At 74.8% G+C, this 23,878-nt stretch carries 24 protein-coding genes and 7 tRNA genes; 21 read left to right on the forward strand and 10 right to left on the reverse strand.

Annotation, left to right across the window (positions count from 1 at the left end; translation table 11 throughout):
* Positions 1–28: 28 nt before the first annotated feature.
* On the reverse strand, positions 29–1,885 hold the full coding sequence (locus tag FXF50_RS02160) for a polysaccharide biosynthesis protein (protein ID WP_148425479.1): 1,857 nt from the start codon (positions 1,883–1,885) through the stop codon (positions 29–31).
* A gap of 188 nt (positions 1,886–2,073) precedes the next feature.
* Here FXF50_RS02160 and FXF50_RS02165 point away from each other — a divergent pair, with 188 nt between their 5' ends.
* Positions 2,074–3,528, forward strand: a complete 1,455-nt coding sequence (locus tag FXF50_RS02165; RefSeq protein ID WP_148425480.1) for a polysaccharide biosynthesis tyrosine autokinase — start codon at positions 2,074–2,076, stop codon at positions 3,526–3,528.
* Here the strand turns inward: FXF50_RS02165 and FXF50_RS02170 are convergent.
* Positions 3,509–4,075 carry a low molecular weight phosphatase family protein gene (locus tag FXF50_RS02170; protein ID WP_148425481.1) on the reverse strand — a complete coding sequence of 189 codons (567 nt, stop codon included), beginning with the start codon at positions 4,073–4,075 and terminating at the stop codon, positions 3,509–3,511. The genes FXF50_RS02165 and FXF50_RS02170 overlap by 20 nt on opposite strands.
* 144 nt (positions 4,076–4,219) lie before the next feature.
* Here FXF50_RS02170 and FXF50_RS02175 point away from each other — a divergent pair, with 144 nt between their 5' ends.
* The 7 genes from FXF50_RS02175 (at position 4,220) to FXF50_RS02205 (ending at position 11,108) form a co-directional block, all read left to right on the forward strand.
* On the forward strand, positions 4,220–5,449 hold the full coding sequence (locus FXF50_RS02175; protein WP_148425482.1) for a glycosyltransferase family 4 protein: 1,230 nt from the start codon (positions 4,220–4,222) through the stop codon (positions 5,447–5,449).
* Positions 5,450–5,576: 127 nt separating this feature from the next.
* Positions 5,577–7,361, forward strand: a complete 1,785-nt coding sequence (locus tag FXF50_RS02180) for a DUF4012 domain-containing protein (protein WP_148425483.1) — start codon at positions 5,577–5,579, stop codon at positions 7,359–7,361.
* 13 nt (positions 7,362–7,374) lie between these two features.
* Complete coding sequence (locus FXF50_RS02185; RefSeq protein ID WP_148425484.1) at positions 7,375–7,992, forward strand: hypothetical protein; 618 nt, start codon at positions 7,375–7,377, stop codon at positions 7,990–7,992.
* 106 nt (positions 7,993–8,098) lie between these two features.
* Positions 8,099–8,518 (forward strand): protein-tyrosine phosphatase family protein, encoded by a 420-nt coding sequence (locus FXF50_RS02190; RefSeq protein ID WP_148425485.1) that lies wholly within the window; start codon positions 8,099–8,101, stop codon positions 8,516–8,518.
* A gap of 67 nt (positions 8,519–8,585) precedes the next feature.
* Positions 8,586–9,848 carry a D-alanyl-D-alanine carboxypeptidase family protein gene (locus FXF50_RS02195; RefSeq protein ID WP_148425486.1) on the forward strand — a complete coding sequence of 421 codons (1,263 nt, stop codon included), beginning with the start codon at positions 8,586–8,588 and terminating at the stop codon, positions 9,846–9,848.
* 82 nt (positions 9,849–9,930) lie between these two features.
* Positions 9,931–10,905 (forward strand): flippase-like domain-containing protein, encoded by a 975-nt coding sequence (locus FXF50_RS02200; protein WP_148425487.1) that lies wholly within the window; start codon positions 9,931–9,933, stop codon positions 10,903–10,905.
* Positions 10,906–10,916: 11 nt separating this feature from the next.
* Positions 10,917–11,108, forward strand: coding sequence for a hypothetical protein (locus FXF50_RS02205; RefSeq protein ID WP_148425488.1), 192 nt, complete (start codon positions 10,917–10,919; stop codon positions 11,106–11,108).
* Between the two features lie 24 nt (positions 11,109–11,132).
* Here FXF50_RS02205 and FXF50_RS02210 read toward each other — a convergent pair whose 3' ends face one another.
* On the reverse strand, positions 11,133–11,327 hold the full coding sequence (locus FXF50_RS02210) for a hypothetical protein (RefSeq protein WP_148425489.1): 195 nt from the start codon (positions 11,325–11,327) through the stop codon (positions 11,133–11,135).
* A 195-nt stretch (positions 11,328–11,522) separates the two neighbouring features.
* On the opposite strand from FXF50_RS02210, the gene FXF50_RS02215 reads away from it, so the two are divergent.
* Positions 11,523–12,812, forward strand: coding sequence for a D-alanyl-D-alanine carboxypeptidase family protein (locus FXF50_RS02215; protein WP_148425490.1), 1,290 nt, complete (start codon positions 11,523–11,525; stop codon positions 12,810–12,812).
* A gap of 12 nt (positions 12,813–12,824) precedes the next feature.
* On the opposite strand, the gene FXF50_RS02220 is transcribed toward FXF50_RS02215, so the two are convergent.
* Positions 12,825–13,850: a LacI family DNA-binding transcriptional regulator gene (locus tag FXF50_RS02220; RefSeq protein ID WP_148425491.1), complete on the reverse strand. Its 1,026-nt coding sequence runs from the start codon at positions 13,848–13,850 to the stop codon at positions 12,825–12,827.
* A gap of 127 nt (positions 13,851–13,977) precedes the next feature.
* On the opposite strand from FXF50_RS02220, the gene FXF50_RS02225 reads away from it, so the two are divergent.
* The gene (locus tag FXF50_RS02225; RefSeq protein ID WP_255509840.1) at positions 13,978–14,808 is read left to right on the forward strand and encodes a M15 family metallopeptidase; all 831 of its coding nucleotides are present in this window, start codon (positions 13,978–13,980) and stop codon (positions 14,806–14,808) included.
* Positions 14,809–14,845: 37 nt separating this feature from the next.
* Here the strand turns inward: FXF50_RS02225 and FXF50_RS02230 are convergent, their stop codons facing one another.
* On the reverse strand, positions 14,846–15,883 hold the full coding sequence (locus FXF50_RS02230; RefSeq protein WP_148425493.1) for a M36 family metallopeptidase: 1,038 nt from the start codon (positions 15,881–15,883) through the stop codon (positions 14,846–14,848).
* Positions 15,884–15,984: 101 nt separating this feature from the next.
* Here FXF50_RS02230 and FXF50_RS02235 point away from each other — a divergent pair, with 101 nt between their 5' ends.
* Complete coding sequence (locus tag FXF50_RS02235) at positions 15,985–16,491, forward strand: DinB family protein (protein ID WP_148425494.1); 507 nt, start codon at positions 15,985–15,987, stop codon at positions 16,489–16,491.
* A 34-nt stretch (positions 16,492–16,525) separates the two neighbouring features.
* Here FXF50_RS02235 and FXF50_RS02240 read toward each other — a convergent pair whose 3' ends face one another.
* On the reverse strand, positions 16,526–17,305 hold the full coding sequence (locus FXF50_RS02240) for an alpha/beta hydrolase family protein (protein ID WP_148425495.1): 780 nt from the start codon (positions 17,303–17,305) through the stop codon (positions 16,526–16,528).
* Between the two features lie 164 nt (positions 17,306–17,469).
* Between FXF50_RS02240 and FXF50_RS02245 the strand changes: the two genes are divergently transcribed.
* Positions 17,470–17,859, forward strand: coding sequence for a hypothetical protein (locus FXF50_RS02245; RefSeq protein ID WP_148425496.1), 390 nt, complete (start codon positions 17,470–17,472; stop codon positions 17,857–17,859).
* A gap of 149 nt (positions 17,860–18,008) precedes the next feature.
* Positions 18,009–20,015, forward strand: a complete 2,007-nt coding sequence (locus FXF50_RS02250) for a translation factor GTPase family protein (protein ID WP_148425497.1) — start codon at positions 18,009–18,011, stop codon at positions 20,013–20,015.
* Here FXF50_RS02250 and FXF50_RS02255 read toward each other — a convergent pair.
* Positions 19,993–20,604, reverse strand: coding sequence for a DUF6058 family natural product biosynthesis protein (locus FXF50_RS02255; protein ID WP_148425498.1), 612 nt, complete (start codon positions 20,602–20,604; stop codon positions 19,993–19,995). The two genes, FXF50_RS02250 and FXF50_RS02255, sit on opposite strands and share 23 nt — an antisense overlap.
* Before the next feature lie 352 nt (positions 20,605–20,956).
* On the opposite strand from FXF50_RS02255, the gene FXF50_RS02260 reads away from it, so the two are divergent.
* From FXF50_RS02260 to FXF50_RS02290, 7 genes are all read left to right on the forward strand, one after another.
* A tRNA-Trp gene (locus tag FXF50_RS02260) sits at positions 20,957–21,028 on the forward strand.
* 105 nt (positions 21,029–21,133) lie between these two features.
* A tRNA-Pro gene (locus FXF50_RS02265) sits at positions 21,134–21,206 on the forward strand.
* Between the two features lie 31 nt (positions 21,207–21,237).
* Positions 21,238–21,310: transfer RNA gene (locus FXF50_RS02270), tRNA-Glu, on the forward strand.
* A gap of 25 nt (positions 21,311–21,335) precedes the next feature.
* A tRNA-Gly gene (locus FXF50_RS02275) sits at positions 21,336–21,409 on the forward strand.
* A 30-nt stretch (positions 21,410–21,439) separates the two neighbouring features.
* Positions 21,440–22,639, forward strand: coding sequence for an RtcB family protein (locus FXF50_RS02280; protein ID WP_148425499.1), 1,200 nt, complete (start codon positions 21,440–21,442; stop codon positions 22,637–22,639).
* A 42-nt stretch (positions 22,640–22,681) separates the two neighbouring features.
* Positions 22,682–22,754 (forward strand) — tRNA-Arg (locus tag FXF50_RS02285).
* A gap of 24 nt (positions 22,755–22,778) precedes the next feature.
* Positions 22,779–22,851, forward strand: a tRNA-Gln gene (locus tag FXF50_RS02290).
* A 6-nt stretch (positions 22,852–22,857) separates the two neighbouring features.
* Here FXF50_RS02290 and FXF50_RS29150 read toward each other — a convergent pair.
* From FXF50_RS29150 to FXF50_RS02300, 3 genes are read right to left on the reverse strand one after another with little or no spacing between them, the layout of a single operon-like run.
* Positions 22,858–23,022, reverse strand: coding sequence for a hypothetical protein (locus tag FXF50_RS29150; protein ID WP_187399478.1), 165 nt, complete (start codon positions 23,020–23,022; stop codon positions 22,858–22,860).
* A complete protein-coding gene (locus tag FXF50_RS02295) occupies positions 23,019–23,240 on the reverse strand; it encodes a helix-turn-helix transcriptional regulator (RefSeq protein WP_148425500.1) in 222 nt (73 codons plus the stop codon). The genes FXF50_RS29150 and FXF50_RS02295 overlap by 4 nt, the downstream gene beginning before the upstream one ends.
* Positions 23,240–23,719 carry a DUF2975 domain-containing protein gene (locus FXF50_RS02300; protein ID WP_148425501.1) on the reverse strand — a complete coding sequence of 160 codons (480 nt, stop codon included), beginning with the start codon at positions 23,717–23,719 and terminating at the stop codon, positions 23,240–23,242. The genes FXF50_RS02295 and FXF50_RS02300 overlap by 1 nt, the downstream gene beginning before the upstream one ends.
* 57 nt (positions 23,720–23,776) lie before the next feature.
* Between FXF50_RS02300 and FXF50_RS02305 the strand changes: the two genes are divergently transcribed.
* A tRNA-Arg gene (locus FXF50_RS02305) sits at positions 23,777–23,849 on the forward strand.
* Positions 23,850–23,878: the final 29 nt, after the last annotated feature.

Consider the following 23,878-nt stretch of genomic DNA (forward strand, 5'->3'; position numbering starts at 1 on the left):
GGTGGGCGGAGCGTCCCACCGCACGGATTCAGCGCTGCCCGGGCAGCACCGGCAGCGACGCGTCGACCGTCTCGCAGAGCGCGGCCAGCCGCTTGATCAGCTCGTCCGGGTCGGCGTACGGGTCCAGGCCGCGCACCTCGTCGGGATCGAGCGCGGGCACCCGGACGTGGGAGATCAGCGGGTGCAACGGGCGGCTGTCCGCCTCGTCGGCGCCGAACAGGTGCTCGTGCAGCTTCTCGCCCGGCCGCAGCCCGGTGTAGACGATGTCGACCGGGCGGTCCGCCTCGGCGGCCAGCCGACGCGCCACGTCGGCGATCCGGACCGGCTCGCCCATGTCGAGCACCAGCGCCTCGCCGCCGCGGCCGACGACGGCCGCCTGGAGGACGAGGTGCACCGCCTCCTGCACGGTCATGAAGTAGCGGGTGACGTCCGGGTGCGTGACGGTGATCGGCACCCCGGCCCGGAGCTGCGCCTGGAACGCGGTCAGCACCGATCCCCGGCTGCTCAGCACGTTGCCGAACCGCACGCTCAGGTAGGTCCCGCCCAGCCGCTCCGCGTGGTACGCGGTGAGCCGCTCGGTGATCCGCTTCGAGTAGCCGAGCACGCTGGTCGGGTTGGCCGCCTTGTCGGTGGAGATGTTGACGAACTCGGCGACGTCCCGGCACGCCTCCAGCACGTTGAGGGTGCCCCAGATGTTGGTCTTGATGGCCTCGCCGGGGTGCCGCTGGAGCATGGTGAGGTGCTTGAGGGCGGCGGCGTGGAACACCAGGTCGGGCTGCCGGTCGGCGATCACCCGGGCGATGCCCTCGGCGTCCCGGATGTCGGCCAGGATCAGCTCCGGGCCGTCCAGCAGGGCCCGGCCGTGCAGCGACATCTGCAGGGCGTGCAGCGCGGACTCGTCGCGGTCGAGCATCATCAGCTCGCCCGGCTCGCAGCGGGCGATCTGCCGGCACAGCTCGGAGCCGATCGAGCCGCCCGCGCCGGTGACCAGCACCCGGCGGCCGGCCAGCCCGCCGCGTTCGACGGCCAGCTCGGCCACCCGCTGCGCCCGGCCGAGCAGGTCGTTGAGCTGGAGGTCCCGCACGTCGGTCACGGCCACCGGGCGATCGAGCAGCTCGCGGACGGGTGGCAGCACCTTGAACGCGGCGCCGGCCTCGAGGGTCCGGGCGCGCACGTCGCGCAGGAGCGGCGGCTCGGAGCCGCTCATGGAGAAGATGACCGTCCGCGCTCCGGTGCCGCGTACCGCCGCGCCGATCTGCTCCCGACCGCCGAGCACCCGTAGCCCCTCCAGCCGCAGCCCGCGGCTCTCCGGGTCGTCGTCGAGGAGGCCGACCGGCCGGTAGCGGCTCTGCGGGTCGCGCAGCAGGGCCCGGACCAGCCGCTCGCTCGCGGCGTCCACCCCGTAGACCAGGCACCGCTCGGCGTCCGGCACCGGACGGTGGTGGCGGTCCTGGCGGGCCCGCCAGACGCCGCGGGCCGCCGCCATCAGCACGAGCGCGACCGCACCGCCGAGCAGCGGGGTGCTGGCCGGCACCGGCCGGTCCGCCCACGGCAGCACGACGGCGAGCGTGGCCAGCGTGGCGGTGGCCGCCGTGCCGGCCAGCCCGCGGGCCTCCCCGGCGCTGCCGATCGGGTGCCGGCCGTGCGTCCGCAGTCGCACCAGGGTGAGCACCGCGTACACCGCGGCGCAGCCGAGCGCCACGGTGAGCACCCGGGCGCCGGCGGCGGCGGTCAGCGCGAATTCGTACCGGGTCCAGGCCGCGCCGAGAAATCCGCCGCACCACGCGGCCGTGTCCAGCGTTAACAGGGAGAGGGTGGCCACCCGGTGGGTGACCAGGCCCCGCGGTCGTACGGCGTCTTCGGCGGCGGTGGCTTCACGATCCATGGGTTGCCCTCTGCGTTCGATCCGTGAATGGGAGGATTTAGACCGTCTGTGCGGCTCTGATCGTTTACATTCGTCGAGTCACTTCTAGTCGTGTATAGGCGTTTTCAATCCTGGCACGTGTACTGGGGTTTTTAGGGGGCTTTCGTGCAGTTTCATCGGCAGACCGGCGTGTCGCGAGGGGGAGCGTGATGGACGTTCTCGGCTACCTGCGCCTGGTCCGACGCCACTGGTGGATCGTGCTGGTCACGGTGATGATCGCCCTGGGTGCCGCCGCTCTGGTGACGGTCCGTACGGCGCCCCGTTACGAGGCCTCGGTGACCTTCTTCGTCACCACGCCGAGCCAGGGCGTCACCGACGCGTACCAGGGCAGCCTCTTCCTCCAGCAGCGGGTGAAGTCCTACGGTGACCTGCTCACCAGCGACCGGCTGGCGCAGAGCGTGGTCGCCGAGGCCCCGCTCGGGCTCACCGCCGACCAGGTGCAGCGCCGGATCACCACCTCCACCGAGGCCGGCACCGTGCTGCTGAAGGCGACCGTCACCGACACCGACCAGACCCGGGCGCTGAAGACCACCGAGACGCTCTCGGCCAAGTTCATCGAGCTGGTGCAGAAGGTGGAGACCCCGCCGGACGGCAAGGCGCCGCCGATCAAGCTCGAAGTGGTCAGCGGTCCCCGGGTGACCTCCAGCCCGGTCTCGCCGCAGCCGGTGCGGAACCTGGGCATCGGCGGCCTGCTCGGGCTGCTGCTCGGGGCGGGGCTGGCCGTGCTGCGCGGGCTGGCCGACGTCCGCATGCGGGACGCCGCCGCGCTCCAGCGGGTGACCGGCAGCCCGCTGCTCGGCGAGATCCCGTTCGAGTCCGGCGCCAAGTCGGCCCCGCTGATCGTCGGCGAGGCGGCCAACTCCCGGCGCGCCGAGGCGGTGCGCAAGCTCCGGACCAACCTGCGCTTCGTCGACGTGCACGAGCCCGCCCGGGTCATCGCGGTCACCAGCGCCCTCCAGGGCGAGGGGAAGACCACCATGGCCTGCAACACGGCCATCGCGCTGGCCGAGGCCGGCTGGCGGGTGCTGCTCATCGACGCCGACCTGCGCCGTCCGAAGGTCGGCGACTACCTCGGCCTGGACGGCGGGGTGGGGCTCACCGACGTGCTGGTCGGCGACGTCCAGGTCGGCGACGTGGTGCAGCGGTGGGGCGACAAGTCGCTGCTGGTGCTGCCCAGCGGCGCCACCCCGCCCAACCCCAGCGAGCTGCTCGGCTCCAAGGCCATGGCGGACCTGCTGGTGGCGCTGCGCGAGTCGGCGGACATCGTCATCATCGACACCGCGCCGCTGCTCGCGGTCACCGACGGCGTCGTGGTGGCCGTGCAGGCCGACGGCGCGCTGCTGGTCACCCAGCAGGGGCGGACCTCGCGCAGCCAGGTGGCGGCCGCCGCCCACGCGCTGCACTCCGTCTCCGTGCGCCTGCTCGGCTGCGTGCTGAACATGGCCAAGGTGGCCAAGGCGGACGCCTACCAGTACGAGGCGTACAAGGTGGCGGTGCCGGCCGCCGCGCCGTCCGTGCCCACCGACCGGGCCGGGGTGGCCCGGCGGAGGGAGCCGGCCGCCGTGGGCGACCACACCCAGGAACTCACCCGGCTGTCCCGATGAGCGCGAGCACCGGTCGGATCGACCGCTCGATCTCCTGGGCGCAGCGCCGGAAGTCGGCGGGGGAGCCGCCGATCGGGTCGCGCAGGTCGTCCGCTTCGGGGGTGGCGGGTTGCAGCCGCCCCCGGGCGCGGGCGGCCACCGCCACCGCCGCACGTAGCGGGGAATCCGCGCGCGGGGCGGCCGGCTCGGTCGCCTCCGCCGCGGCGGCGGCCAGCCGGGCGAACTGGCGGAGCGTGAAGGTGCGGGGCAGCGCGGCCGGCGCCAGCGCGGTGCAGATCGAGCGCTGCCGCCGGGTCGCGGTCAGCACGAGGCCGGCCCGGATCAGGTGCTCGGGGCGGAGCCGGCGGGTGCGGAACGCCGCCGGGTCCGCCCCGGTCCCGGCGGCCACCTCGACCGCGTACGGGTGCATGGCCGCCCCGTCCAGGGCGTCGGTGCCCGCGCTCGCCACCACGACCGGCAGGTCGCGCAGCAGCCGGCGGGCGATGAACTCCGCCATCGGTGACCGGCACATGTTGGCGTGGCAGACGAAGAGCACGCCGTCCACCATCTGCACCCCTCTCGTCGGCACGGTCGCGGGACGTGGCGCCGCGACGGCGGTGTTCCGGCGGTCGCGGCCGGACGCAGAGGGGATGCCGGCATCGTACGGGGTGCCGGGGTGCCCGCGTCGGGAAGCCGCGCCGGGAGCGCGGCCATGAAGATCGGCATCCTGTCGTACCACTTCCCGCCGGAGCCCGCGTTCATCCCGGGCAGCCTGGCCGAGGAACTGGCCGCCCGCGGCCACGAGGTGCGGGTGCTCACCGGCTTCCCGGACTATCCGGGCGGGCACGTCTACCCGGGCTGGCGGCAGCGCTGGCGGCACCAGACGCACAGTGAGCGGCTGACCGTCCGCCGGGTGCCCCGGTACGCCGGCGGTGACGGCTCCGCCAAGGCACGGATGGCCAGCTGGCTCTCCTTCGCCGGCAGCGTGGCGCTGACCGGCCGGCGCTACCTCGGTGACGTCGACGCCCTGTACGTCTTCCAGCTCCCGGCGGTCACGTTCGCCGCGGCCGGCCTGCTGCGGCTGCTCGGCCGCGTGCCGACCGTGCTGCACGTGCAGGACGTCTGGCCGGAGGAGGAGCCGGACCGGGCGGGGGAGGCCCGCCGGTGGTCCGGCCGGCTGGACGCCACCCTGCGCCGGATCTACCAGGAGGCGGGCGCCGTGGCGGTCACCGCACCGTCCATGCGGGACCTGGTGGTCGCCGGGGGCGCCGACGCGGACCGGGTGCGGGTGGTGCTGAACTGGACCGACGAGCGGATCTTCCGCCCGACCGAGCCCAGCCGGGCCGCCCGGCGGCTGATCCGCCGGGACGACCGCTGCGTGGTGATGCACGCCGGGACGATCGGCGTACGGCAGGGGCTGGAGACCGCGGTGCGCGCGGCGGCCACGCTGGACGACCGGATGGACCTGGTACTGGTCGGCTCGGGAGCCGAGGAGCGGCGGGTGCGGGGGCTCGCCGCCGAGCTCCGGGCCGACAACGTCCGGTTCGTCGACCGGCGGTCCCCGCTGGACATGCCGGAGCTGTACGCGGCGGCCGACTACCAGCTCGTCATGCTGCGTGACCTGCCGGAGCTGCGGGGCATGGTGCCCGGCAAGCTCCAGGCCGCGCTCTCCTGCGCCGCGCCGGTGGTCGCCTCGGCCGGCGGTGACACGGTGGCGCTGGTGGAACGCGCCCGGGCCGGGCTGTCCTGCCCGCCGGAGGACTGGGCCGCGCTGGCGGACCGGTTCTGGCTCGCCTCGGCGATCCCGCCGCCGGCCCGGGTGGACATGGGCCGCCGGGGGCGCGACGCCTACCTGCGGGAGATGTCGCTGCGGGCCGGCGTCGACCGGATCGAGCGGCTGCTGCACGAGGTGTCGGCGCGCGCCGTGACCACCCGCCGCTGACCGGAGCGATCCTCACGAAACCGCCACGCAGCGCCAAACCGCGCTATTACGCCACGAACCAGTGGAATTTCGTGCTAGAAAGCGATCAATCGCCATTGGTGTCCGATTTCTAGCCGGGGAGAGTGGTGTGACGGAAAGCGGTGGGTCGCCCCATCGGCGGCGGCGCTCCCGGCGCCGCAGCCGGGCCCGCGTACGCCGGGTCCTGCTCGTCGGGCTGGTCGTCGTCTCGGTGCTGCTGGCCGCCGGTGGGTGGGTCGGGTTCCGCGGCTGGCAGGCCCGGGCGCACCTGCTCAACGCGGCCGGGCTGGCCCAGGAGCTGAGCACGCAGGTGGTCGGCGGCGACGTGGCCCGGGCCCAGCGCACCCTCGCCGCGCTCCAGGAGCAGGCCGCCGCCGCCCGCGGCGCCAGCGGCGACCCGGCCTGGTGGCTCGGCCAGCAGGCCCCGTACGCGGGCGACGACCTGGCCGCCGTGCGTCAGATCGCGGTGGCCGTGGACGACCTGGCCCGGCTCGCCTTCCCCACCCTGCTCCGGGTCGACCTCGCCTCGCTCGTGCCGAAGGAGGGAAAGCTCGACCTGGGCCGCCTGCGCGGTGCGTCCGCCGAGCTCTCCGTCGCCGACCAGGCGGTGCGGCGCAACGGCGAGCGCCTGCGCGCCGTGTCCACCGAGGACCTGGTCGGGCAGGTCCGGGAGGCCGTCGCCGGCCTGCGGACCGAACTGGACCGGCTGGGGGAGCTCACCGCCGCCGCGGACCAGGGCGCCCGGCTGCTGCCGGCGCTGCTCGGCGCCGACGGTCCCCGCAGCTATCTGCTCGTCTCCCAGAACCCGGCCGAGCTGCGTGCCACCGGCGGCATGTTCGGCGCCTACGCGGTGGTGCGGGCCGAGGGTGGCCGGATCCGGATGTCCGGCCAGAACAGCGCGAGCAGCCTGCGGTCGTTCACCCCGCCGCTGCCGGTGAGCGAGGAGATGCGGCGACTCTGGAAGGACCTGCCCGGGACGTACCCGGCGGACGTCAACCTCGCCCCGGACTTCCCGACCGCGGCGGCGCTCTACCGGGAGATGGTGCGCCGGCGCACCGGCACGGCGGTGGACGGGGTGCTCGCCGTGGACCCGCTGGTGCTGTCGTACCTGCTCGGCGTGCTCGGGCCGGTCACCGTGCCGGGCCGGCCGAGCCTGGCCGGTAGCAGTGTGGTCCGGACTCTCCTGAACGACACCTACCGGACGCTCGACACGAAGGCGCAGGACGCCTACTTCGCGCAGGCCGCGTCCGCGGTGTTCGACGCCCTCTTCACCAAGGCGGTGAATCCGCGGTCCCTTTTGACCGTTTTCAACCGTTCTATTACTGAACGACGGATATTGTTCTGGAGTGTCCATCCCACGGAGCAGCGCGTCCTCGGCGACAGCCGGTTGGCCGGGAAGCTCCGCGAGAAGGACACCGTGCCCGCTGTCGGCGTGTTCCTCAACGACGGCAGCGGCGCGAAGCTCGGCTACTACCTGAGGTTCTCGGCAACCGTGACGGTCGGCGACTGCCAACCGGACGGGCGGCGGGAGCTGCGGCTGCGGGTCACGGTCCACTCCACCGTCCCGAAGTCGGGTCTGGCCGAGTCGGTCACCGGCCTCGCGCTCTCCGGCGATCCCTACACCGCCCGCACCCTGGTGTCGGTGTACAGCCCGACCGGAGGGGCGGTGCTCGGCGGCCGGCTGGACGGGCGGGACACCGCGATGGGCAGCGGGACCGCCGGTAGTCGCCAGGTGACCGTGGCGAACGTGGAGGTCAAGCCGGGTCGTACCCGGACCCTCGACGTCACCCTGCTCACCGGCACGACGAGCGCCGGCACGGCCGAGCTGGTGCTCACACCCACCGTCACCCCATGGACCACCCACGTTGTTTCCGCACCAAGCTGTGATCAGTAGGAGGGAATCCATCATGCGGCTATCCCGCATCTTCATGGCGCTCACGGTCGGCCTGGCCGTGGCGGCCGTGCCGACGGCGGCCGGCGCGGCACAGCCGCAGCCACCCGTGTACGCGCCGACGCCGGCGTCGCTGACCGTCACACCGACGACCATCCGATTCGGCGAGACCTTCACCCTGCGGGGCGAGGGCTTCTCGCCCGGGACGGTGACGATCAACGTGAGGATCACCGGCAATCCCAACGCGGCGCCCGCGGGGTCGGTCCGCCGGAGCGACGGCAGCGCCGTTGCCATGACCGCGGTGGCCTACCAGCAGCCGCAGTCGGCGTCGACCACGTTCACCGTGACGGCGAACGACGAGGGCGAATTCACCACCACCTACCAACCCACCCGGACCGGGCGGCACGTCTTCACCGCCGTCCAGGGGACGGAGGAGGACAGCGCCACGGGCATCGTCCTGCCGGACCGGCCGGACCGGCCGGGGCGGCCGGGCGGCGGGCACCTGCCGGTGACCGGTGACAGCATCGGCACGCCGCTGAAGCTCGGCGGCGGCCTGGCCGGCGCCGGCGCGGTGCTGGTGCTGCTCTCCCTGGCCTGGCGCCGGCGCGGCCGCTTCGGGATCGGTTCCCGCTGACCTGAGGCTTGCCGGGCAGGGCCCGGACCGATCTTCGAGGGTGCCCGCCGAATTCCGGCGGGCACCGTCGCGTCGGCGCGGCCCGCCGGGACCGCACAATGGCCGGGTGGACGCGACGCGGCCGTGGACGGACCGGACCGGACTGCTGGCGCTGCCCGGCGGCGCCACCGTACGCGGGCGGCGGATCGCGTCGGCGGCCTCGCCCGCCGACTTCGCCCTGCTGCTGGCGCCCGGCCCGACGCCGGCCTGGCCGGCCCGCCGGATCCGCTGGCCCGACTTCTGGGTGCCGCTGGATCGCGCCGACGCGCTCGACGCGCTGCGTGAGGCACGGCGCCGGGCGTACGCGGGAGAGCGGGTCGAGGTCGCCTGCCACGGCGGCGTCGGCCGGACGGGCACCGCCCTCGCCGCGCTGGCCGTCCTGGACGGCCTCGATCCCGCGCAGGCGGTGGCCTGGGTCCGCGAGCGCTACCACCCCCGGGCGGTGGAGACGCCGTGGCAGCGCCGGTGGCTGCGCCGGGTCGGCTGAGCCGCCACGCCCCGTCCCGGGGTGAGCCGCGACGGCCCCGGAACGGGGCTGGGTAGGGTGCCTCTCCATGAGAGCCCGGGCCCTGGCCGCCACCACCGTCGTCGCCCTGCTCGTCACCGGGGCCCCGGCCCCGGCGGACGCCGCGCCGCCGGTGACCGCCGCCGGGGCGGCGGTGCCCTGCCCCCGGCTGCCGGCGCCGAAGGTGACCCGGCCGCCGCGGCCCACCCCGCCGCCGTCGGTGCCCGAACAGCGGGCCGTCGGCGGGGAGGCGCTGGCCACCGAGGGCCTGACCACCCCACCCGGCAGCCCGGCGCCGCCGGCCGTCACGGCCACCACCTGGCTCGTCGCCGACCTGGACACCGGCGCCGTGCTCGGCGCCTGCGGCCCGCACGAGTACGGCACCCCGGCGAGCACCCAGAAGCTGCTGCTGGCCGCCACCCTCCTGAACCGGATCGACCCGAAGCAGGTGGCCACCGCGACCCGGGCCGACCTGGACATCGAGCGGGGCAGCTCGGCCGTCGGCCTCCTCGTCGGCGGCCGCTACGCGGTGGAGACGCTCTGGTTGGGGCTGCTGCTCCAGTCCGGCAACGACGCGGCGAACATGCTGGCCCGGCTCGGCGCCGGCAGCGCCAGTGCCGGCGTGGCCCAGATGAACGCCGAGGCCCACCGGCTGGGCGCCCTCCAGACCCACGCGGTGACCCCCTCCGGGCTGGACGGTCCCGGTCAGTTCACCAGCGCGTACGACCTGGCGCTGATCGCCCGCGCCTGCTTCGCCGACGCGCGGTTCCGCCGCTACGCGCTCACCGAGCGGGCCCAGATCCCGGCCCAGCCCGCGCTCAAGGCCGGCGGTTTCCAGATCCAGAACGAGAACCAGCTGATCTACCGCTACCCCGGCGCGCTCGGCGGCAAGACCGGCTTCACCGAGCTGGCCCGGCACAGCTACGTCGGCGCCGCCCAGCGCGGGGACCGGCGGCTCGTGGTCACCCTGCTCGGCGCCGAGGCCCGCCCGGTACGCGGCTGGCAGCAGGGCGCCCAGTTGCTCGACTGGGGCTTCTCGCTGCCCCGGGACGCCTCGGTCGGCCGGCTCGTCGAGCCCGGCGAACTGGACGCCGAGCGGGCCGCCCCCAGCGGCTCCCCGGCGGCGGTCCGCCCCACGCCGCCGGCGCAGTGGCGGGGGCCGGCCGGGACCGCGCTGCGCCGGATGGCCGACGGCGACTGGCGGGTCATCGTGCCCACCGCCGGCCTGCTCGCCCTCGTGGTCGGCGGGCTGGCGGCGGTGCTGGCCGGCCGCCGGGGCCGGTCCCGCGGGGCCGGCCGCCGCCGCGCCTGACCGCTCGCCGGGCCGCGCACCGGTCGGGCGGACCGTCGGCGATGCCGCCCGCCCGGGCGGCCGGTCGCCCTATCGTCGGGTCATGCGGGACAGCCGGCCGTCCTCCGACGGCCTGGCGCGAGCCCTGCGCATCACCCCGCGGAACGTTTTCCTGCTGGTCATGCTCGGTCTCCTGGTGCACTTCCTGCTGCCGCAGCTCGGCCAGGTACGCGCCGCGCTGAGCGCCATCCGGCACGCCGACCCGCTGGCGGTCACGGGCGCCCTGGTCGCCGCGGCCGCCACCTACCTGTTCAGCGCGCTCGCGCTGCGGCTCGCCGTCCCCGCCCCGGTGCCGCTCGGCCGCACGGTCGCCGTCCAGGTGGCCGCCGCCTTCGTCAACCGGATCGCGCCCGGCGCGCTCGGCGGCGCGGCGCTGAGCCTGCGCTACCTGCACCGGCAGGGGCTGGCCGTGCCCGCGGCGGCAACGGCGGTCGCCGTGAACCGGGTCGCCGGGGTGCTCGGCGTCGCCCTGCTGCTGCCCGTCCTGCTGCCGTTCACGCGGCAGACCCGCCGGCACCTGGTCGACGCGGCGGCCGGCCGTGCGCTGGCCGTGCTGCTCACCGTGCTCGCCGTCCTGGTGGCCGTCGCCGTGGCGCTCGCCGTACCCCGGTGGCGGGCGCGGCTCCGGGCGGCCCGGCGCCAGGTGGCGGACGCGCTGCGCGCGCTGGTCCGGGGCGGCCGGGTCGTGCCGCTGCTGAGCGTGAGCGTGGCGCTGACCCTGGCCTACGCCGCCGCGCTCTGGCTGGCCCTGCTCGCCGTCGGGCTGCCCGCCACGGCGGCGCTGCTCGCGCCGGTGGTGCTGGTGTCCGTGGTGGGGGAAGGGGTGGCCACCGCCGCGCCGACCCCGGGCGGGCTCGGCGCCACCGAGGCCGCCCTGGTCTCCGGCCTGCTGCTCTACGGCGTCCAGACCGGGACCGCGGTGGCCGGGGTGCTCGTCTACCGGCTGGCCACCTTCTGGCTGCCCGTGCTGCCCGGCTACGTGGCGCTACGCCTGCTCGTGCGCCGCGGCGCCGTCTGACCGACCGCCGCGTGGACGCCGTGACCACGGGTATGCGCCCGGGCATGGAGCACCGCGGGCGGATGGTGGTGGACCTCCGGGCGCTGCTGCCCCGGCGGCTACGCGAGGCGTTCCGGGGCGTGCTGCACCGGCTGCTGGACGCGGTCGGCGACGCGATGGCCGTGGTCGCCGCGCTGCTTCAGTCCACCGGCGGCCTCCGCTGAGAGTTGCCGCCGCACCTCGAACGGTCAGGGCCGGGGCTCGACGTCCTCGCCGGCGGCCCGGGCGCGGTCGGCCTCGGCGTCGGCCGCGCCGACCGGGGTGCCGTCGGAGTCGCGGGTGGCCTCGCCGGCGTCGGTGTGCGCGCCGTCGCGCTCCTCGGCGCCCTCGACGGCGTCGGCCGCGGCGGCCAGGCCGATGGGGGCGAAACGGGGGTCGGTCATGGTGTCCTCCTTCGATGTCCTCCCTCCGGGCTACCCCATGGGCGGAACGCCGACACCTCACCACGCTGCGTCCGCCGGCGCCGGTCCCTTGCAGCGCGGGGGACGAGGGCGGGCAGCCTACCGCCAGGGGTGGGCTGTCGGACGCGAATGGCCGAGCGGGTGACCCGTTCGGGTCGGCGTGGCTAGCCTCCGGCCATGAGGACCTGGGGACCGTCCGCGGTGCTGGCCGCCGCCCTGCTCGTACCGGCGTCGATGCTGTCCACGCCCGCGACGGCGGGCACCCGGGCGCCCGCCGGTCGGCTGCCGGCGGGGGCGCCGCCCTGCCCGAACGTGCCCGCCCCGGCGACCCGGCCGCCGCAGCCGCCACCCGCGGCCGACCCCGTTGCTCGGGCGGTCGGTGGCGCCGCCCTGGCCACCGCCGGCCTGGCCCTGCCGCCGGCCGCGCCCGCGCCGCCGGCCGTGACCGCGACCTCCTGGGTGGTCGCCGACCTGGACACCGGCGCGGTGCTCGGCGGCTGCGGCCCGCACGAGTACGGCGTACCGGCGAGTGTGCAGAAGCTGCTGCTGGCGGCCACCATGCTGCCGAGGCTGGACCCGGGCCGCGAGGTGACCGTGACGGCCGGGGACCTGGCCATCGAGCCGGGCAGCTCGGCGGTCGGGCTGGTCGCGGGCGGCCGGTACCGGATCGAGACGATCTGGCTGGGCCTGCTGCTGAAGTCCGGCAACGAGGCGGCCAACGCCCTGGCCCGGCTCGGCGGCGGGCCGGACGGGACCGCCGGTGGCATCCGCGCGATGAACTCCGAGGCCCGGCGGCTCGGCGCGTTGCAGACCCACGCGGTCACGCCGTCCGGGCTGGACGGCCCGGGCCAGTTCACCAGCGCGTACGACCTGGCGTTGATCGCCCGCGCCTGCTTCGCCGACCCGGCGTTCCGCCGGTACGCCGCCACCCGGACCGCGCAGGTGCCCGCCCAGCCGGCGCTGCGCGCGAAGGCGTTCGCGATCTCGAACGACAACATGCTGCTCGACCGCTACCCGGGGGCGATCGGCGGCAAGACCGGCTTCACGGACCTGGCCCGGCACACCTACGTGGGCGCGGCCGAGCGGGGCGGCCGCCGGCTGGTGGTGACCCTGCTCGGCGCGGAGGTCACCACCCAGCGCGGCTGGCAGCAGGGTGCCGCCCTGCTGGACTGGGGCTTCGGCCTGCCGCGGGACGCGGCGGTCGGCCGGCTGGTCCGCCCCGGCGAACTGGACCGGGCCGCCGCGACGCCGACCGGCGCGGCGTCGGCCCTCGCCGGGGGCGCGGGGCTGGGCGGCGCCGGCGCCGGGACCACCGGCGCCTGGCCGGGCACGGGACCCTCGGTGGCGGTCGGGGCGGTGCTGGTGGCCGGGGGAGCCGTGCTGCTGGCCCGGCGTCGCCGGCACGCCGCCCTCGCCGCGCAGCCACCCGGGACGGCGTCGCGGGGGCCGGCGCCGGAGGACGACTGAGCCGGCCGCGGCCTACCCGGCGGCCGGACGCGCCGTGCTGTCCCGCACCACCAGCTCGGTGGCCAGCTCGACCCGGGGCGACTCGATCTCCTCGCCCTGGGCCAGGCGCAGCACGGTGCGGGCGGCGAGCCGTCCCATCTCCACCAGGGGCTGGCGGACGGTGGTCAGCGGCGGGGACGCCCAGCGGGCTTCGGGCAGGTCGTCGAAGCCGACGACGCTGACGTCGTCGGCGACGCGCAGTCCGCGGCGGCGGACGGCCTCGTAGACGCCGAAGGCCATCTGGTCGCTGGCGGCGAAGATGGCGGTGGGCGGGTCGTCGAGGTCGAGCAGCGCGGCGCCGGCGGCGAAGCCGGAGGCGTGGTAGAAGTCGCCGGGCTGCACGAGCCGGTCGTCCAGCGGCACCCCGCCCGTCGCGAGCGCGGCCCGGTAGCCGTCCAGCCGGGCCCGGCTGCACAGCAGGTGGGTGGGGCCGGCCACGAAACCGATCCGCCGGTGGCCCAGCCCCAGCAGGTGCTCGGTGGCGGACAGGCCGCCGGCCCAGTTGGTCGCCCCGATCGCCGGCACGTCCGTGCCCGGCACCCCGGCGGCCGGGTCGACCACCACCACGGGCACGTTGAGCCGGCGCAGTTGGGCGTGCACGGGCGGGGTCAGGTGCGAGGTCACCACGATGACCCCGTCCGAGGCGCGGTCCCGCAGGTTCTGCAACCACTGCCGGGTCGAGGTCGACTCGCTGTGGATCGCCGAGACGACGGTGCCCACCCCGGCGGCGTGGCCGACGTCCTCGACGCCCCGGATGATCTCCACGGCCCACGGGCTGTCCAGGTCGTTGAAGACCAGGTCGACCAGGTTCGCACGGCGCACCGTGCGGCTGCCCCGGCGCCGGTAGCCGTGGTGGCGCAGCAGTTCCTCGACCCGTTGCCGGGTGTCCGGGGCGACGTCCGAACGGCCGTTGAGCACCCGGGACACGGTGGGCACGGAGACCCCGGCCTCCCGCGCGATCGCGGTGATGGTCACCCTGGGCTCGTCGTCCGCGTTCACCCGTGTCTCCTTCACCGGCCGGGAGCGCCGGCCGCGAATCCTGGGACGGCGGGCCCGTCCCACCGGCAATCTTGCCGCATGGCCGATGCCGGCCCGGTGGCGCCGCGATGCTGGTAGACACGGCAGGGTGAGGACCGGGACACGCGGGGCCGCCGCCCTCGCCGTGCTGGCCACGGTGCTCGCCGCCGGGTGCCAGCGGCCCGCGCCGCGACCGGCCCCGTCCACCCCGCCCGCGCCGTCGGCCGGCCCGAGCGGCCCCCGCGCCCCGGCCGACATCGTCGACCTGGCCGCCGTCGACCCGAGCATCCGCACCGACATCCGGTACGCCACCGCGCACAACTTCGTCGGCCGGCCGATCACCGGCTACCCGGAGCCGCTCTGCCTGCTCACCCGGCGGGCCGCCGAGGCGCTGCACCGGGTGCAGACCGCCGCCCTGGCCCAGGGCCGCAGCCTCAAGGTGTACGACTGCTACCGCCCGCAGCGGGCGGTGGACGAGTTCGTCGCCTGGGCGAAGCTCCCGGGAGAGCAGCGGATGAAGACGGAGTTCTACCCGGACGAGCCGAAGAGCCGGCTCTTCGCCGACGGCTACATCGGCGCGCCCACCGCGCACAGCCGGGGGAGCACCCTCGACCTGACCCTGGTCCCGACGCCCACCCCCGACCAGCCGGCGTACCCGCCGGGCCAGCCGCTGGTCGCCTGCACCGCGCCCGCCGGCCGGCGCTTCCCGGACAACTCCGTCGACATGGGCACCGGCTTCGACTGCTTCGACCCCCGCGCGCACACGGCCGACCGCCGCGTCACCGGGGCGGCCCGGGACAACCGGCAGCTGCTGAAGCGGCTCATGACGGCGCAGGGCTTCGAGAACTACCCGCGCGAATGGTGGCACTACCGGTACGTCGACGAGCCGTACCCGGACACGTTCTTCGACTTCCCGGTGGCCCGGTCGTCGCTGCGGTGAGCGCCGCCCCGGCGGGGAGCGGCGCCCACCGCCGCGGTCAGAGGATGCCGCGGGCGACGAAGGCGGCCCGGGTCGCGGACGCGGCCTGGGCGCCGTAGAGGCGCTGCGCGGCGGCCACGGTGGCCAGCGCCGCGTCCCGGAACGTGACGTCCGTGGTGAAGGCGAACTGCGCCTCCACGATCAGCGTGCTGGCCCGGCGGTCGCCGAGCGCGGTGCGGATGTCCCACAGCGCGCGGGACCAGATCTCGCCGTCGGCGTGCACCTCGCCCACCAGGTCGGCGGGGTAGACCTTGGCGCCGTCGAGGCGGCGCAGGCAGTGCGGGGCCGTGCGGGTGTAGGAGACCGAGTCCCAGTCGGCCACGCAGGCCTCCGGGGTCTGCGCCGGCACGCCGGTCGCCCAGCTGGTCACCACGACCGCCAGGTAGTCGCCGAACGCCTCGCCGATCGCGCCGGACTCCAGCGTGGTGCCGAAGCCGGGCACCTGGCCGTCCTGCACCGAGTGGCCGTACTCGTGGACGATCACCTCGGCGTCCTCGCCGTCGTCCACGCCGCCCTTGCCGAGGGTGATGTTCGCCTTGTCCTCGCGGAAGAACGAGTTGTCGCCGCCGTACTGGTCGATGCGCAGCTCGATCTGCCGCTGGTTGACCGGCCGCAGCGTGCTGCCGAAGCCGAGCGACTGGAGGTACGCCTGGGCGGTGTTCACCCAGTGGTAGCCCATCACCTGCTCGAACTGGTCGGCGTCCCGGTGCCACGCCGGGTACGCGCCGTCGACCACGCGGGCCGGGGTGCCGGTCTTGCTCTTGACCACCACGTACTTCCCGGTGAGGGTCCCGGAGCCGTCCAGGTTGGTCAGCGGCACGGACCGGTACGCCCCGGCCAGCGCCGGGTAGTCGGCGTCCTTGGCGTCGGCCAGCGACTGGTCACCGAGCTGCTGGACGGGGTTGGGCGCGAAGACCGTCGCGGTGGCGGTGTGGTCGTAGGTGTCGCCGGCGGCCTGGACGGTGCTGCCGCCGGCCACCAGCGCCGCGGTGACCGCCGAGGCGACCAGCGCGGAACGTCGGATGTGGGGGTGCATCATGATCCCTTCGGAGGTGGATCGATCCGCTGAGACTAGGCTCCCCCGGGAGCAGTGCCAAGCAACCACGGGCAGGCCCCTGGCCTGCGAGGAGGAACCACGTGGAGACCGAACGGATCGGCCCGCCGCTGCTGGCCGGGGAGCGGGAGACGCTGCGCGCGTTCCTCGACTTCCACCGCGCCACCCTGGCCCTGAAGTGCGAGGGGCTGACCGACGAGGAGCTGCGGCGGCAGTCGTCGCCGCCGTCCACGCTGTCCCTGCTCGGCCTCGTGCGGCACATGGCCGAGGTCGAGCGCACCTGGTTCCGCCGGGTCATCAACGCCGAGGACGTCCCGCTGATCTGGTCGGCGACCGGGGACTTCCAGGAGGCGTACGACGCGAGCGCGTCGAGCCGGTCGGAGGCGTTCGAGGCGTGGCAGCGGGAGGTCGAGCACGCCCGCCGCATCGAGCGCGAGGCCGAGTCGCTCGACGTCACCGGCCACCAGGCCCGCTGGGGCGAGGACGTCTCGCTGCGCCTGGTGATGCTGCACATGATGCACGAGTACGCCCGGCACAACGGCCACGCCGACTTCCTCCGCGAGGCCATCGACGGGACCGTCGGCGTGTGACGGCCGTGTCCCGTTCGCGGCGCGGCGCGCCGGCTCAGCCGTTGCCGGGCAGCGGCAGCCAGGCCAGCACGTCCTGGATCCGCGCGTCCCAGTACGCCCAGTCGTGGTCGCCGGGGCCGAAGTCCACGGTGACCGGCAGCCCCCGGCGGCGTGCCGTGTCGACGAAGCGGGTGTTGTCCTCGTAGAGGAAGTCCTCGGTGCCGCAGGCCACGTAGAGGGCGGGCAGGTCGTCGCCGGCCCGTTCCAGCAGCGCCAGCGTGTCGTCCTCCGGGCCCGCCACGTCCCGGTCGCCCCAGACGGTGTGCCAGACGGCGGGGTCCAGGGGGCTCGCCGGGTGGTGGCGTCGCCGGGCGACGTCCAGCGCGCCGGAGAGGCTGGCCGCGGCCGCGAACCGGTCGGGGTGGCGCAGCGCCCACTTCATCGCCCCGTAGCCGCCCATGGACAGGCCGGCCACGAACGTGTCCTCCCGCCGGTCGGAGAGGCGGAAGTAGGACCGGCACACCTCCGGCAGTTCCTCGCTGAGGAAGGTCCAGTACCGGTTGCCGTGCGCCTCGTCGCAGTAGAAGCTCCGCTGCACCTGCGGCATGACGACGGCGAGCCCCAGCGGCGCGACGTACCGCTCGATCGAGGTGCGCCGGGTCCAGATGGTGTCGTCGTCGGTGAGGCCGTGCAGCAGATAGAGCACCGGCGGGTCCGCGGCGGTCGCCCCACCGGGCATGCCGATCCCGGCCGACCCGTGTTCGGGCAGCAGCACGGTCATCGACGTGCCCATGCCGAGCGCCGTGGAGAAGAAGTCACACCGGATCCGGGCCATGGGCTGGGAGCGTACCGGGCGCCCGGCGCCGGCCCGTTGGTGGCCGAATCGACGGTTCCTATTGCCGTGGGGCGTCCAGGGGGGACAGGATGACCAGGCGCGCAGGAAACACACCCGTAACCTGCGTGCAGCTGGTCTCTGTCACGAGGAAGTGGGAGTCAGTCATGAGCGACGTGTCGACGGCACTGGGTGTGCGCCTCTACCCGGACCTGGTCGAGCCGGGCGGCCTGGCTCCCGCCCTCGTGCAGACAGCGGCCCGGCACCAGCTCGACATCGGCCGGGTGACCGCCCCCGAGCAGGGCCGCAGCCGGTTCACCTGCGCCGAGGCGGCCTCCGACCGGGGTGTCGTGTGTGTCAGCCTGGGCGCCCAGGCCCGCTACTTCATGATCGACCTGCGGGTCGACGGTGACGTCCAGGCGCGCGGCGACGCCACCGACCTGCTCCAGGTCGCCCAGGTGGCGGCCGCCTGGCGGGCCGGGTGCACCCTCGCCGACCTGACCGCGCGCTACCCCTTCATGGAGGAGATGAAGCGCCACCCGGTGGCGCACGCCTGAGGGCCCACCCGCAGTTAATCGGTTGCCGGCGCCCCGGGCCGGTTGCTGCAATCGACCACGACGCACAGGGAAGGAGGAGCTCGAGATGCGAGCCGCGTGCATGTCCCCGCAGAAGCGAATCACCGCCGACCTCAAGGACATGACGCTGCGTGAAAACCCTCAATCTCGGCATCCTCGCCCATGTCGACGCCGGTAAGACCAGCCTGACCGAACGGCTGCTGCACAGCGCCGGGGTCATCGACGAGCCCGGCAGCGTCGACGCCGGCAACACCCGCACCGACACGCTGGCGCTGGAGCGGCAGCGGGGCATCACCATCCGCTCCGCCGTGGTCTCCTTCGCCGTCGCCGGCACCACCGTCAACCTCGTCGACACCCCGGGCCACCCGGACTTCATCGCCGAGGTGGAACGTGTGCTCGGCGTGCTCGACGGTGCGATCCTCGTGGTCTCGGCGGTCGAGGGCGTCCAGGCCCAGACCCGCCTGCTGGCCCGCACCCTGCACCGCCTCGGCATCCCCACCCTGTTCTTCGTCAACAAGGTGGACCGGGCCGGCGCGGACCCGGACCGGGTGCTGCGCCAGCTCGCCGACCGGCTCACCCCGGACGTCGTGGCCCTCGGCCGGGTCGACGCCGCCGGCACCCCGGCCGCCCGCTGGATCCCGCACCCGCCCGGGGACCCCGGCCACCGGGCCCGCCTGGTCGACCTGCTCTCCGCGCACGACGACGCCCTGCTGGCCGCGTACGTGGCCGACGAGCGGGCGGCCACCCCGGACCGGCTGCGGGAGGCGCTCGTCGCCCAGACCGCCCGTGCCCGGGTGCACCCGGTGCTCGCCGGCTCCGCCATCACCGGGGCCGGGGTCGACGCGCTGATCGACGCGGTCACCGCGCTGCTCCCCGCCACCGCGGGCGACGACCACGCAGCGCTCTCCGGCACCGTCTTCAAGGTCGAGCGCGGCCCGGCCGGGGAGAAGGTCGCGTACGCCCGGATCTTCGCCGGCACCCTGCGGGTCCGCGACCGGATCCGCCTCGGCGGCGGCCGGGAGGCCCGGATCACCGGCCTCGCCGTCTTCGACCTCGGCGACGCCACGCCCGGCGACGCGGCCGGGGCCGGCCGGATCGTCCGGCTGCACGGCCTGGCCGACGTCCGCGTCGGGGACGTGCTCGGCGTCCCGCCCGAGCGGCCGGCCGGCCGGCGCCACTTCGCCCCGCCGACGCTCGAGACCGTGGTCGAACCGGCACGTCCGGCCGACCGGCCGGCCCTGCACGCCGCCCTGACCCAGCTCGCCGAGCAGGACCCGCTGATCAACCTGCGCCAGGACGACCGGCGCCAGGAGATCGCCGTGTCCCTCTACGGCGAGGTGCAGAAGGAGGTCATCGAGGCCACCCTGGCCGATGACTACGGCGTCCCGGTCACCTTCCGGGAGACCACCACCGTCTGCGTGGAGCGGGTGGTCGGCGCCGGCGCCGCCGTCGAGTGGATCGGCCGCGACCCCACCCCGTTCCTCGGCACCGTCGGCCTGCGCGTCGAGCCCGGGCCGGTCGGCGGCGGCGTCGAGTTCCGGCTGGGCATCGAACTCGGCTCGATGCCGCTGGCCTTCCTCAAGGCGATCGAGGAGACCGTCCGGGAGACCCTGGGTCAGGGCCTGCACGGCTGGGCCGTCATCGACTGCGTGGTCACCCTGACCCACGGCGGCTACTGGGCCCGGCAGAGCCACGCCCACGGCGTGTTCGACAAGAGCATGTCCAGCACCGCCGGGGACTTCCGGAACCTCACCCCGCTGGTGCTCATGACCGCGCTGAGCCGCGCCGGCACCCGGGTCCACGAGCCGGTGCACCGGTTCCGGCTCGACCTCCCCGCCGACGTGGTGGGCACGGTGCTGCCCGTCCTCGCCGGACTGGGCGCGGCGCCCCGCAGCAGCACCCTGCGCGGCACGTCCTACCTGATCGAGGGGGAGGTGCCCGCCGGGCGGGTGCACGCGCTGGAGCGGCGGCTGCCCGGGCTCACCCGCGGCGAGGGCGCCCTGGAGGCCGAGTTCGACCACTACCGGCCGGTGCGCGGACCCGCCCCGAGCCGGCCCCGCTGGGACCACGACCCGCTGCACCGCAAGGAGTACCTGCTCGCCGTCGCCCGCCGGGTCACCGGCCGGCCGGCGCGCTGACCCGCCGCGGATACCGGGCCCGCACCGCGTCCACGCAGGTGTCCCGGGAGGTCGGGCCGCCGAACCGGAGCCGGTCGTAGCCGGTGAACGCCGGCTCCAGCGCGTCCAACTCGTCGACCAGCGCGTGCAGCCGGTCGAGCCAGGCCGCCGACCCGGCGTCCGGCTCGGCCGGCGCGGCGCCGATCGCCGCGGTCAACTCGTCCTTGCGTCGGATCGACTCGGGCGTGACCGAGCGCAGGCAGACGTACCGGCCGCTGAGGTAGGCGTCCCATTCCGCCGCGCCGCGCGCCCGGTCCGCCCAGAGCCCGACGAACCACCCGGGCAGCGCGTCCAGCCCGCCCGCCCGTTCGGCCAGCGCGAACAGGTCCGCCGGGACCATCTCCGCGCCGTCCGAGCGCAGGTAGCCCGGCAGCGGCAGCCGCCCGTCCAGCATCGACCGGCGTACGCCGTCCGCGTCCCGCCCGGACGCCGCGCAGAGCGCGTCGAGCGTGACGAACTGCGCGCTGACGTACGCGTCGTCCGCCGCCGTCATCGGATGCTCCCCGTTGACCTCCCGGAACTTCTCCGCCACCCGACCCCGCCAGTCCATGCCGTGCCCCTTCCGTTCGCCTGGCCGGAGGCTAGGCCCGGCACCGTTCGGCGCCGGCCGAAACGTCCTCACGAAATACCGTTGCGGGGCTCCCGGCTCCGCCCGTACCGTGAACGGGCCAAGGTCAACCCGAGCCACCACCCAGGAGCACACCGTGTCGCAGCAGAACCGCACCCGAGCCGAGCGGCCCGCGCCGCGCGGTGGTGCCCTGCCGCGCGAAGCGGGCCAGGGTCGCTGCCGACGGCAGCAGTGGCAACCAGGGTGGTGGCGCGACTAGCGCCGGCGCGAGAGACACGCGCAGCCGCCCGCCCCGAGACCTGGGACCGGGCGGCTTTTCTCGTCACCGGGTCCGAGGGGCGTAGCTCAACGGAAGAGCACCGGATTCCAAACCCGACGGTTGCAGGTTCGAATCCTGCCGCCCCTGCCTCACCCCGTCCCGACCTCCGGCCGGCGACGTCGCATCTTCTCAACTCCACAGTGGACGGCATGAGCACGATCCCGGCCGGCGCGCCCAGCGCCGGCCGGGCAACCGGGACGAGGGAGCTGGCTGACCCGCTCGCCTTGGGCGCGAGAGACACGCGGTTCGATTCCGCGGTCCCGGACATCACGCGGACGGCGCCCGCCGTCCCGCACGGGCCGTTGGAGCAATGGGCAGCTCACCCGGTTCTCACCCGGGAGGCTGCGGGTTCGAGTCCCGCACGGCCTACGCCGGTCCCGACCCGGGACCACTCGCGGTTGTAGCGCAGTCAGGCAGCGCGTCACCCCGCCACGGTGAAGATCGCCGGTTCGAATCCGGCCAGCCGCTCGAGAAAGCCCCTGAACCGAGGAGACGACGATGGGTTTCACCCCGCTGGCCGGTACCCGGGCGCCGGTCCGGGTCTGGACCGACCCGTACACGATCGAGGCGCAGGCGGCCCGGCAGCTGCGCAACATCGGCGCGCTGCCCTGGGTGCAGGGCGTCGCCGTCATGCCGGACGTGCACTTCGGCAAGGGCGCCACGGTCGGCTCGGTGATCGCCATGCGGCAGGCCGTCTCGCCCGCCGCGGTCGGCGTCGACATCGGCTGCGGCATGTCCGCGGTGCGCACCTCGCTCACCGCGACCGACCTGCCCGACGACCTCGGCCCGCTGCGGAGCGCCATCGAGGCGGCCATCCCGGTCGGCTTCGCCATGCGCGACGACGCCGTCGACCCGCGCCGGGTCCGTGGGCTGGAGCAGGCCGGCTGGGACGAGTTCTGGCGGCGCTTCGGCACCCTCGACCGGAAGGTGGCGCAGCTGGAGACCCGGGCGCAGCGCCAGCTGGGCACCCTCGGCGGCGGGAACCACTTCATCGAGGTCTGCCTGGAGCAGGGCGGCCCCGACGACGGCCGGGTCTGGCTGATGCTGCACTCCGGTTCCCGCAACATCGGCAAGGAACTGGCCGAGCGGCACATGGCGGTGGCCCGCGGACTGCCGCACAACGTCGACCTGCCCGACCGGGACCTCGCGGTGTTCCTCGCCGGCACCCCGGAGATGGACGCCTACCGCCGGGACCTCTGGTGGGCGCAGGAGTACGCGCGCCGCAACCGGGCCGTCATGCTCGCCCTGCTCTGCGGGGTGGTCCGGGACGAGTTCCCGCAGGTCGGCTACGACGAGCCGATCTCCTGCCACCACAACTACGTGGCGGAGGAGAGCTACGACGGGGTCGAGGTGCTGGTGACCCGCAAGGGCGCCATCCGGGCCGGCCGGGGGGACCTGGGCATCATCCCGGGGTCGATGGGCACCGGGTCGTACGTCGTGCGCGGCAAGGGCAACCTCGACGCGTACTGCTCGGCGTCGCACGGGGCCGGGCGGCGGATGTCGCGCGGGCAGGCGAAGCGGACGTACAGCACCGCCGACCTGGCGGCGCAGACGGCGGGCGTCGAGTGCCGCAAGGACGCCGGGGTGGTCGACGAGATCCCCGGCGCGTACAAGGACATCACCCAGGTGATGGCCCAGCAGGAGGACCTGGTCGAGGTGGTCGCCCACCTCAAGCAGGTCGTCTGCGTGAAGGGTTGAACCGACCGGCGCCCCTGGGAGGGGGCGGGGCGCCGGTCGTCCGCCCCGGTGGCGCAGCGGAGAGCGCGCCGGTCTACGAAACCGGAGAGCCCAGGTTCGAATCCTGGTCGGGGCACGGTCCGCGGTCCGCGGACACCCATGCGAGCTGGTGCAACCAGGCAGCACATCCGACTCTGGATCGGAGGATTGAGGTTCGAATCCTCAGCTCGCAGCGACGCCTACCGGCTGCGTCGGACGATCCGCACGCCGATCGCGATAGCGCCGATGACCAGCAGGCCGGCCAGGAGCTGGAGGCCGGGGGAGTCGTCGGCCTCCCCGTACACGATGCCGGCGACGCCGAGCGCGACGGCGAGGGCGGCGACGAGGCCGAGCACGTACTTCATCGGTTCTCTCCCTCTTCCTCGACCCACTCGAGCAGGTCACCGGGCTGGCAGTCCAGCACCCGGCACATGGCCTCCAGGGTGCTGAAGCGGACGGCCTTGGCGCGACCGTTCTTCAGCACCGCGACGTTGGCCGGCGTGAGCCCGACCCGCTCGGCGAACTCGCCGACGCTCATCTTGCGTTTGGCCAGCTCGACGTCGATGCGGACGACGATGGGCATCAGATCACCGCTTCCATGTCGGTCCGGAGCGTGGTGGCCTGCCGCAGCAGCGCGCGCATCACCACCATCAGGAGCCCCAGCGCGGTGACCCCGGTGACCAGCAGGAACAGCAGGAGCGGCAGGCCCGGGTCGTCGGCGTGGAAACCGACGTAGAGGAACACGCCGACCAGCACCACCCACGCGGCGGCGATGGCCCACACGATCGCGTCGACCCAGCCCAACGACGCCTCGCTGAAGATGCGGTCGTTCTTGACCAGGGTGAGCAGTTTCCAGGTGCACACGATCACCACCTGGACGCAGAGCACCCAGAACACGGTCACCGCGGTCGCGGGCCAGCGCAGGTACGCCATGTCCGGGTCCTCCCGGGCCAGGTGCGCGAACTGCCCGGGAAGCGACATGGTCTGGAACAGGACCAGGATCCCGAACAGCAGCGCGAGGAAGACTCTGAGCGGGAGAACCGCTCGCTGGGCTGTGAGCATGCATCGACTATCGCTCGTAACCTATCGAAAGTCAATCGGTTTTGCGTGACAACCCATGCCCCCGTGGCGCAGCGGAGAGCGCGTCGGATTCCGGATCCGAAGGTCGCTGGTTCGAATCCAGCCGGGGGCACGCACCGACCATGTCGTCCACTGTGGGGT

Origin of the sequence: Micromonospora sp. AP08 (assembly GCF_008085935.1) — a bacterium.
Lineage (GTDB): Bacteria > Actinomycetota > Actinomycetes > Mycobacteriales > Micromonosporaceae > Micromonospora > Micromonospora chersina.

Excerpts from the sequence above, each read along its gene's own strand:
- FXF50_RS02160 (WP_148425479.1), bottom strand. The coding sequence starts at position 1,885 with ATGGATCGTGAAGCCACCGCCGCCGAAGACGCCGTACGACCGCGGGGC.
- FXF50_RS02230 (WP_148425493.1), bottom strand. The coding sequence starts at position 15,883 with ATGCACCCCCACATCCGACGTTCCGCGCTGGTCGCCTCGGCGGTCACC.
- FXF50_RS02165 (WP_148425480.1), top strand. The coding sequence starts at position 2,074 with ATGGACGTTCTCGGCTACCTGCGCCTGGTCCGACGCCACTGGTGGATC.
- FXF50_RS02215 (WP_148425490.1), top strand. The coding sequence starts at position 11,523 with ATGAGGACCTGGGGACCGTCCGCGGTGCTGGCCGCCGCCCTGCTCGTA.
- FXF50_RS02185 (WP_148425484.1), top strand. The coding sequence starts at position 7,375 with ATGCGGCTATCCCGCATCTTCATGGCGCTCACGGTCGGCCTGGCCGTG.
- FXF50_RS02200 (WP_148425487.1), top strand. The coding sequence starts at position 9,931 with ATGCGGGACAGCCGGCCGTCCTCCGACGGCCTGGCGCGAGCCCTGCGC.
- FXF50_RS02170 (WP_148425481.1), bottom strand. The coding sequence starts at position 4,075 with ATGGTGGACGGCGTGCTCTTCGTCTGCCACGCCAACATGTGCCGGTCA.
- FXF50_RS02255 (WP_148425498.1), bottom strand. The coding sequence starts at position 20,604 with ATGGACTGGCGGGGTCGGGTGGCGGAGAAGTTCCGGGAGGTCAACGGG.
- FXF50_RS02245 (WP_148425496.1), top strand. The coding sequence starts at position 17,470 with ATGAGCGACGTGTCGACGGCACTGGGTGTGCGCCTCTACCCGGACCTG.
- FXF50_RS02175 (WP_148425482.1), top strand. The coding sequence starts at position 4,220 with ATGAAGATCGGCATCCTGTCGTACCACTTCCCGCCGGAGCCCGCGTTC.
- FXF50_RS02300 (WP_148425501.1), bottom strand. The coding sequence starts at position 23,719 with ATGCTCACAGCCCAGCGAGCGGTTCTCCCGCTCAGAGTCTTCCTCGCG.
- FXF50_RS02240 (WP_148425495.1), bottom strand. The coding sequence starts at position 17,305 with ATGGCCCGGATCCGGTGTGACTTCTTCTCCACGGCGCTCGGCATGGGC.
- FXF50_RS29150 (WP_187399478.1), bottom strand. The coding sequence starts at position 23,022 with ATGAAGTACGTGCTCGGCCTCGTCGCCGCCCTCGCCGTCGCGCTCGGC.
- FXF50_RS02280 (WP_148425499.1), top strand. The coding sequence starts at position 21,440 with ATGGGTTTCACCCCGCTGGCCGGTACCCGGGCGCCGGTCCGGGTCTGG.
- FXF50_RS02210 (WP_148425489.1), bottom strand. The coding sequence starts at position 11,327 with ATGACCGACCCCCGTTTCGCCCCCATCGGCCTGGCCGCCGCGGCCGAC.
- FXF50_RS02195 (WP_148425486.1), top strand. The coding sequence starts at position 8,586 with ATGAGAGCCCGGGCCCTGGCCGCCACCACCGTCGTCGCCCTGCTCGTC.
- FXF50_RS02295 (WP_148425500.1), bottom strand. The coding sequence starts at position 23,240 with ATGCCCATCGTCGTCCGCATCGACGTCGAGCTGGCCAAACGCAAGATG.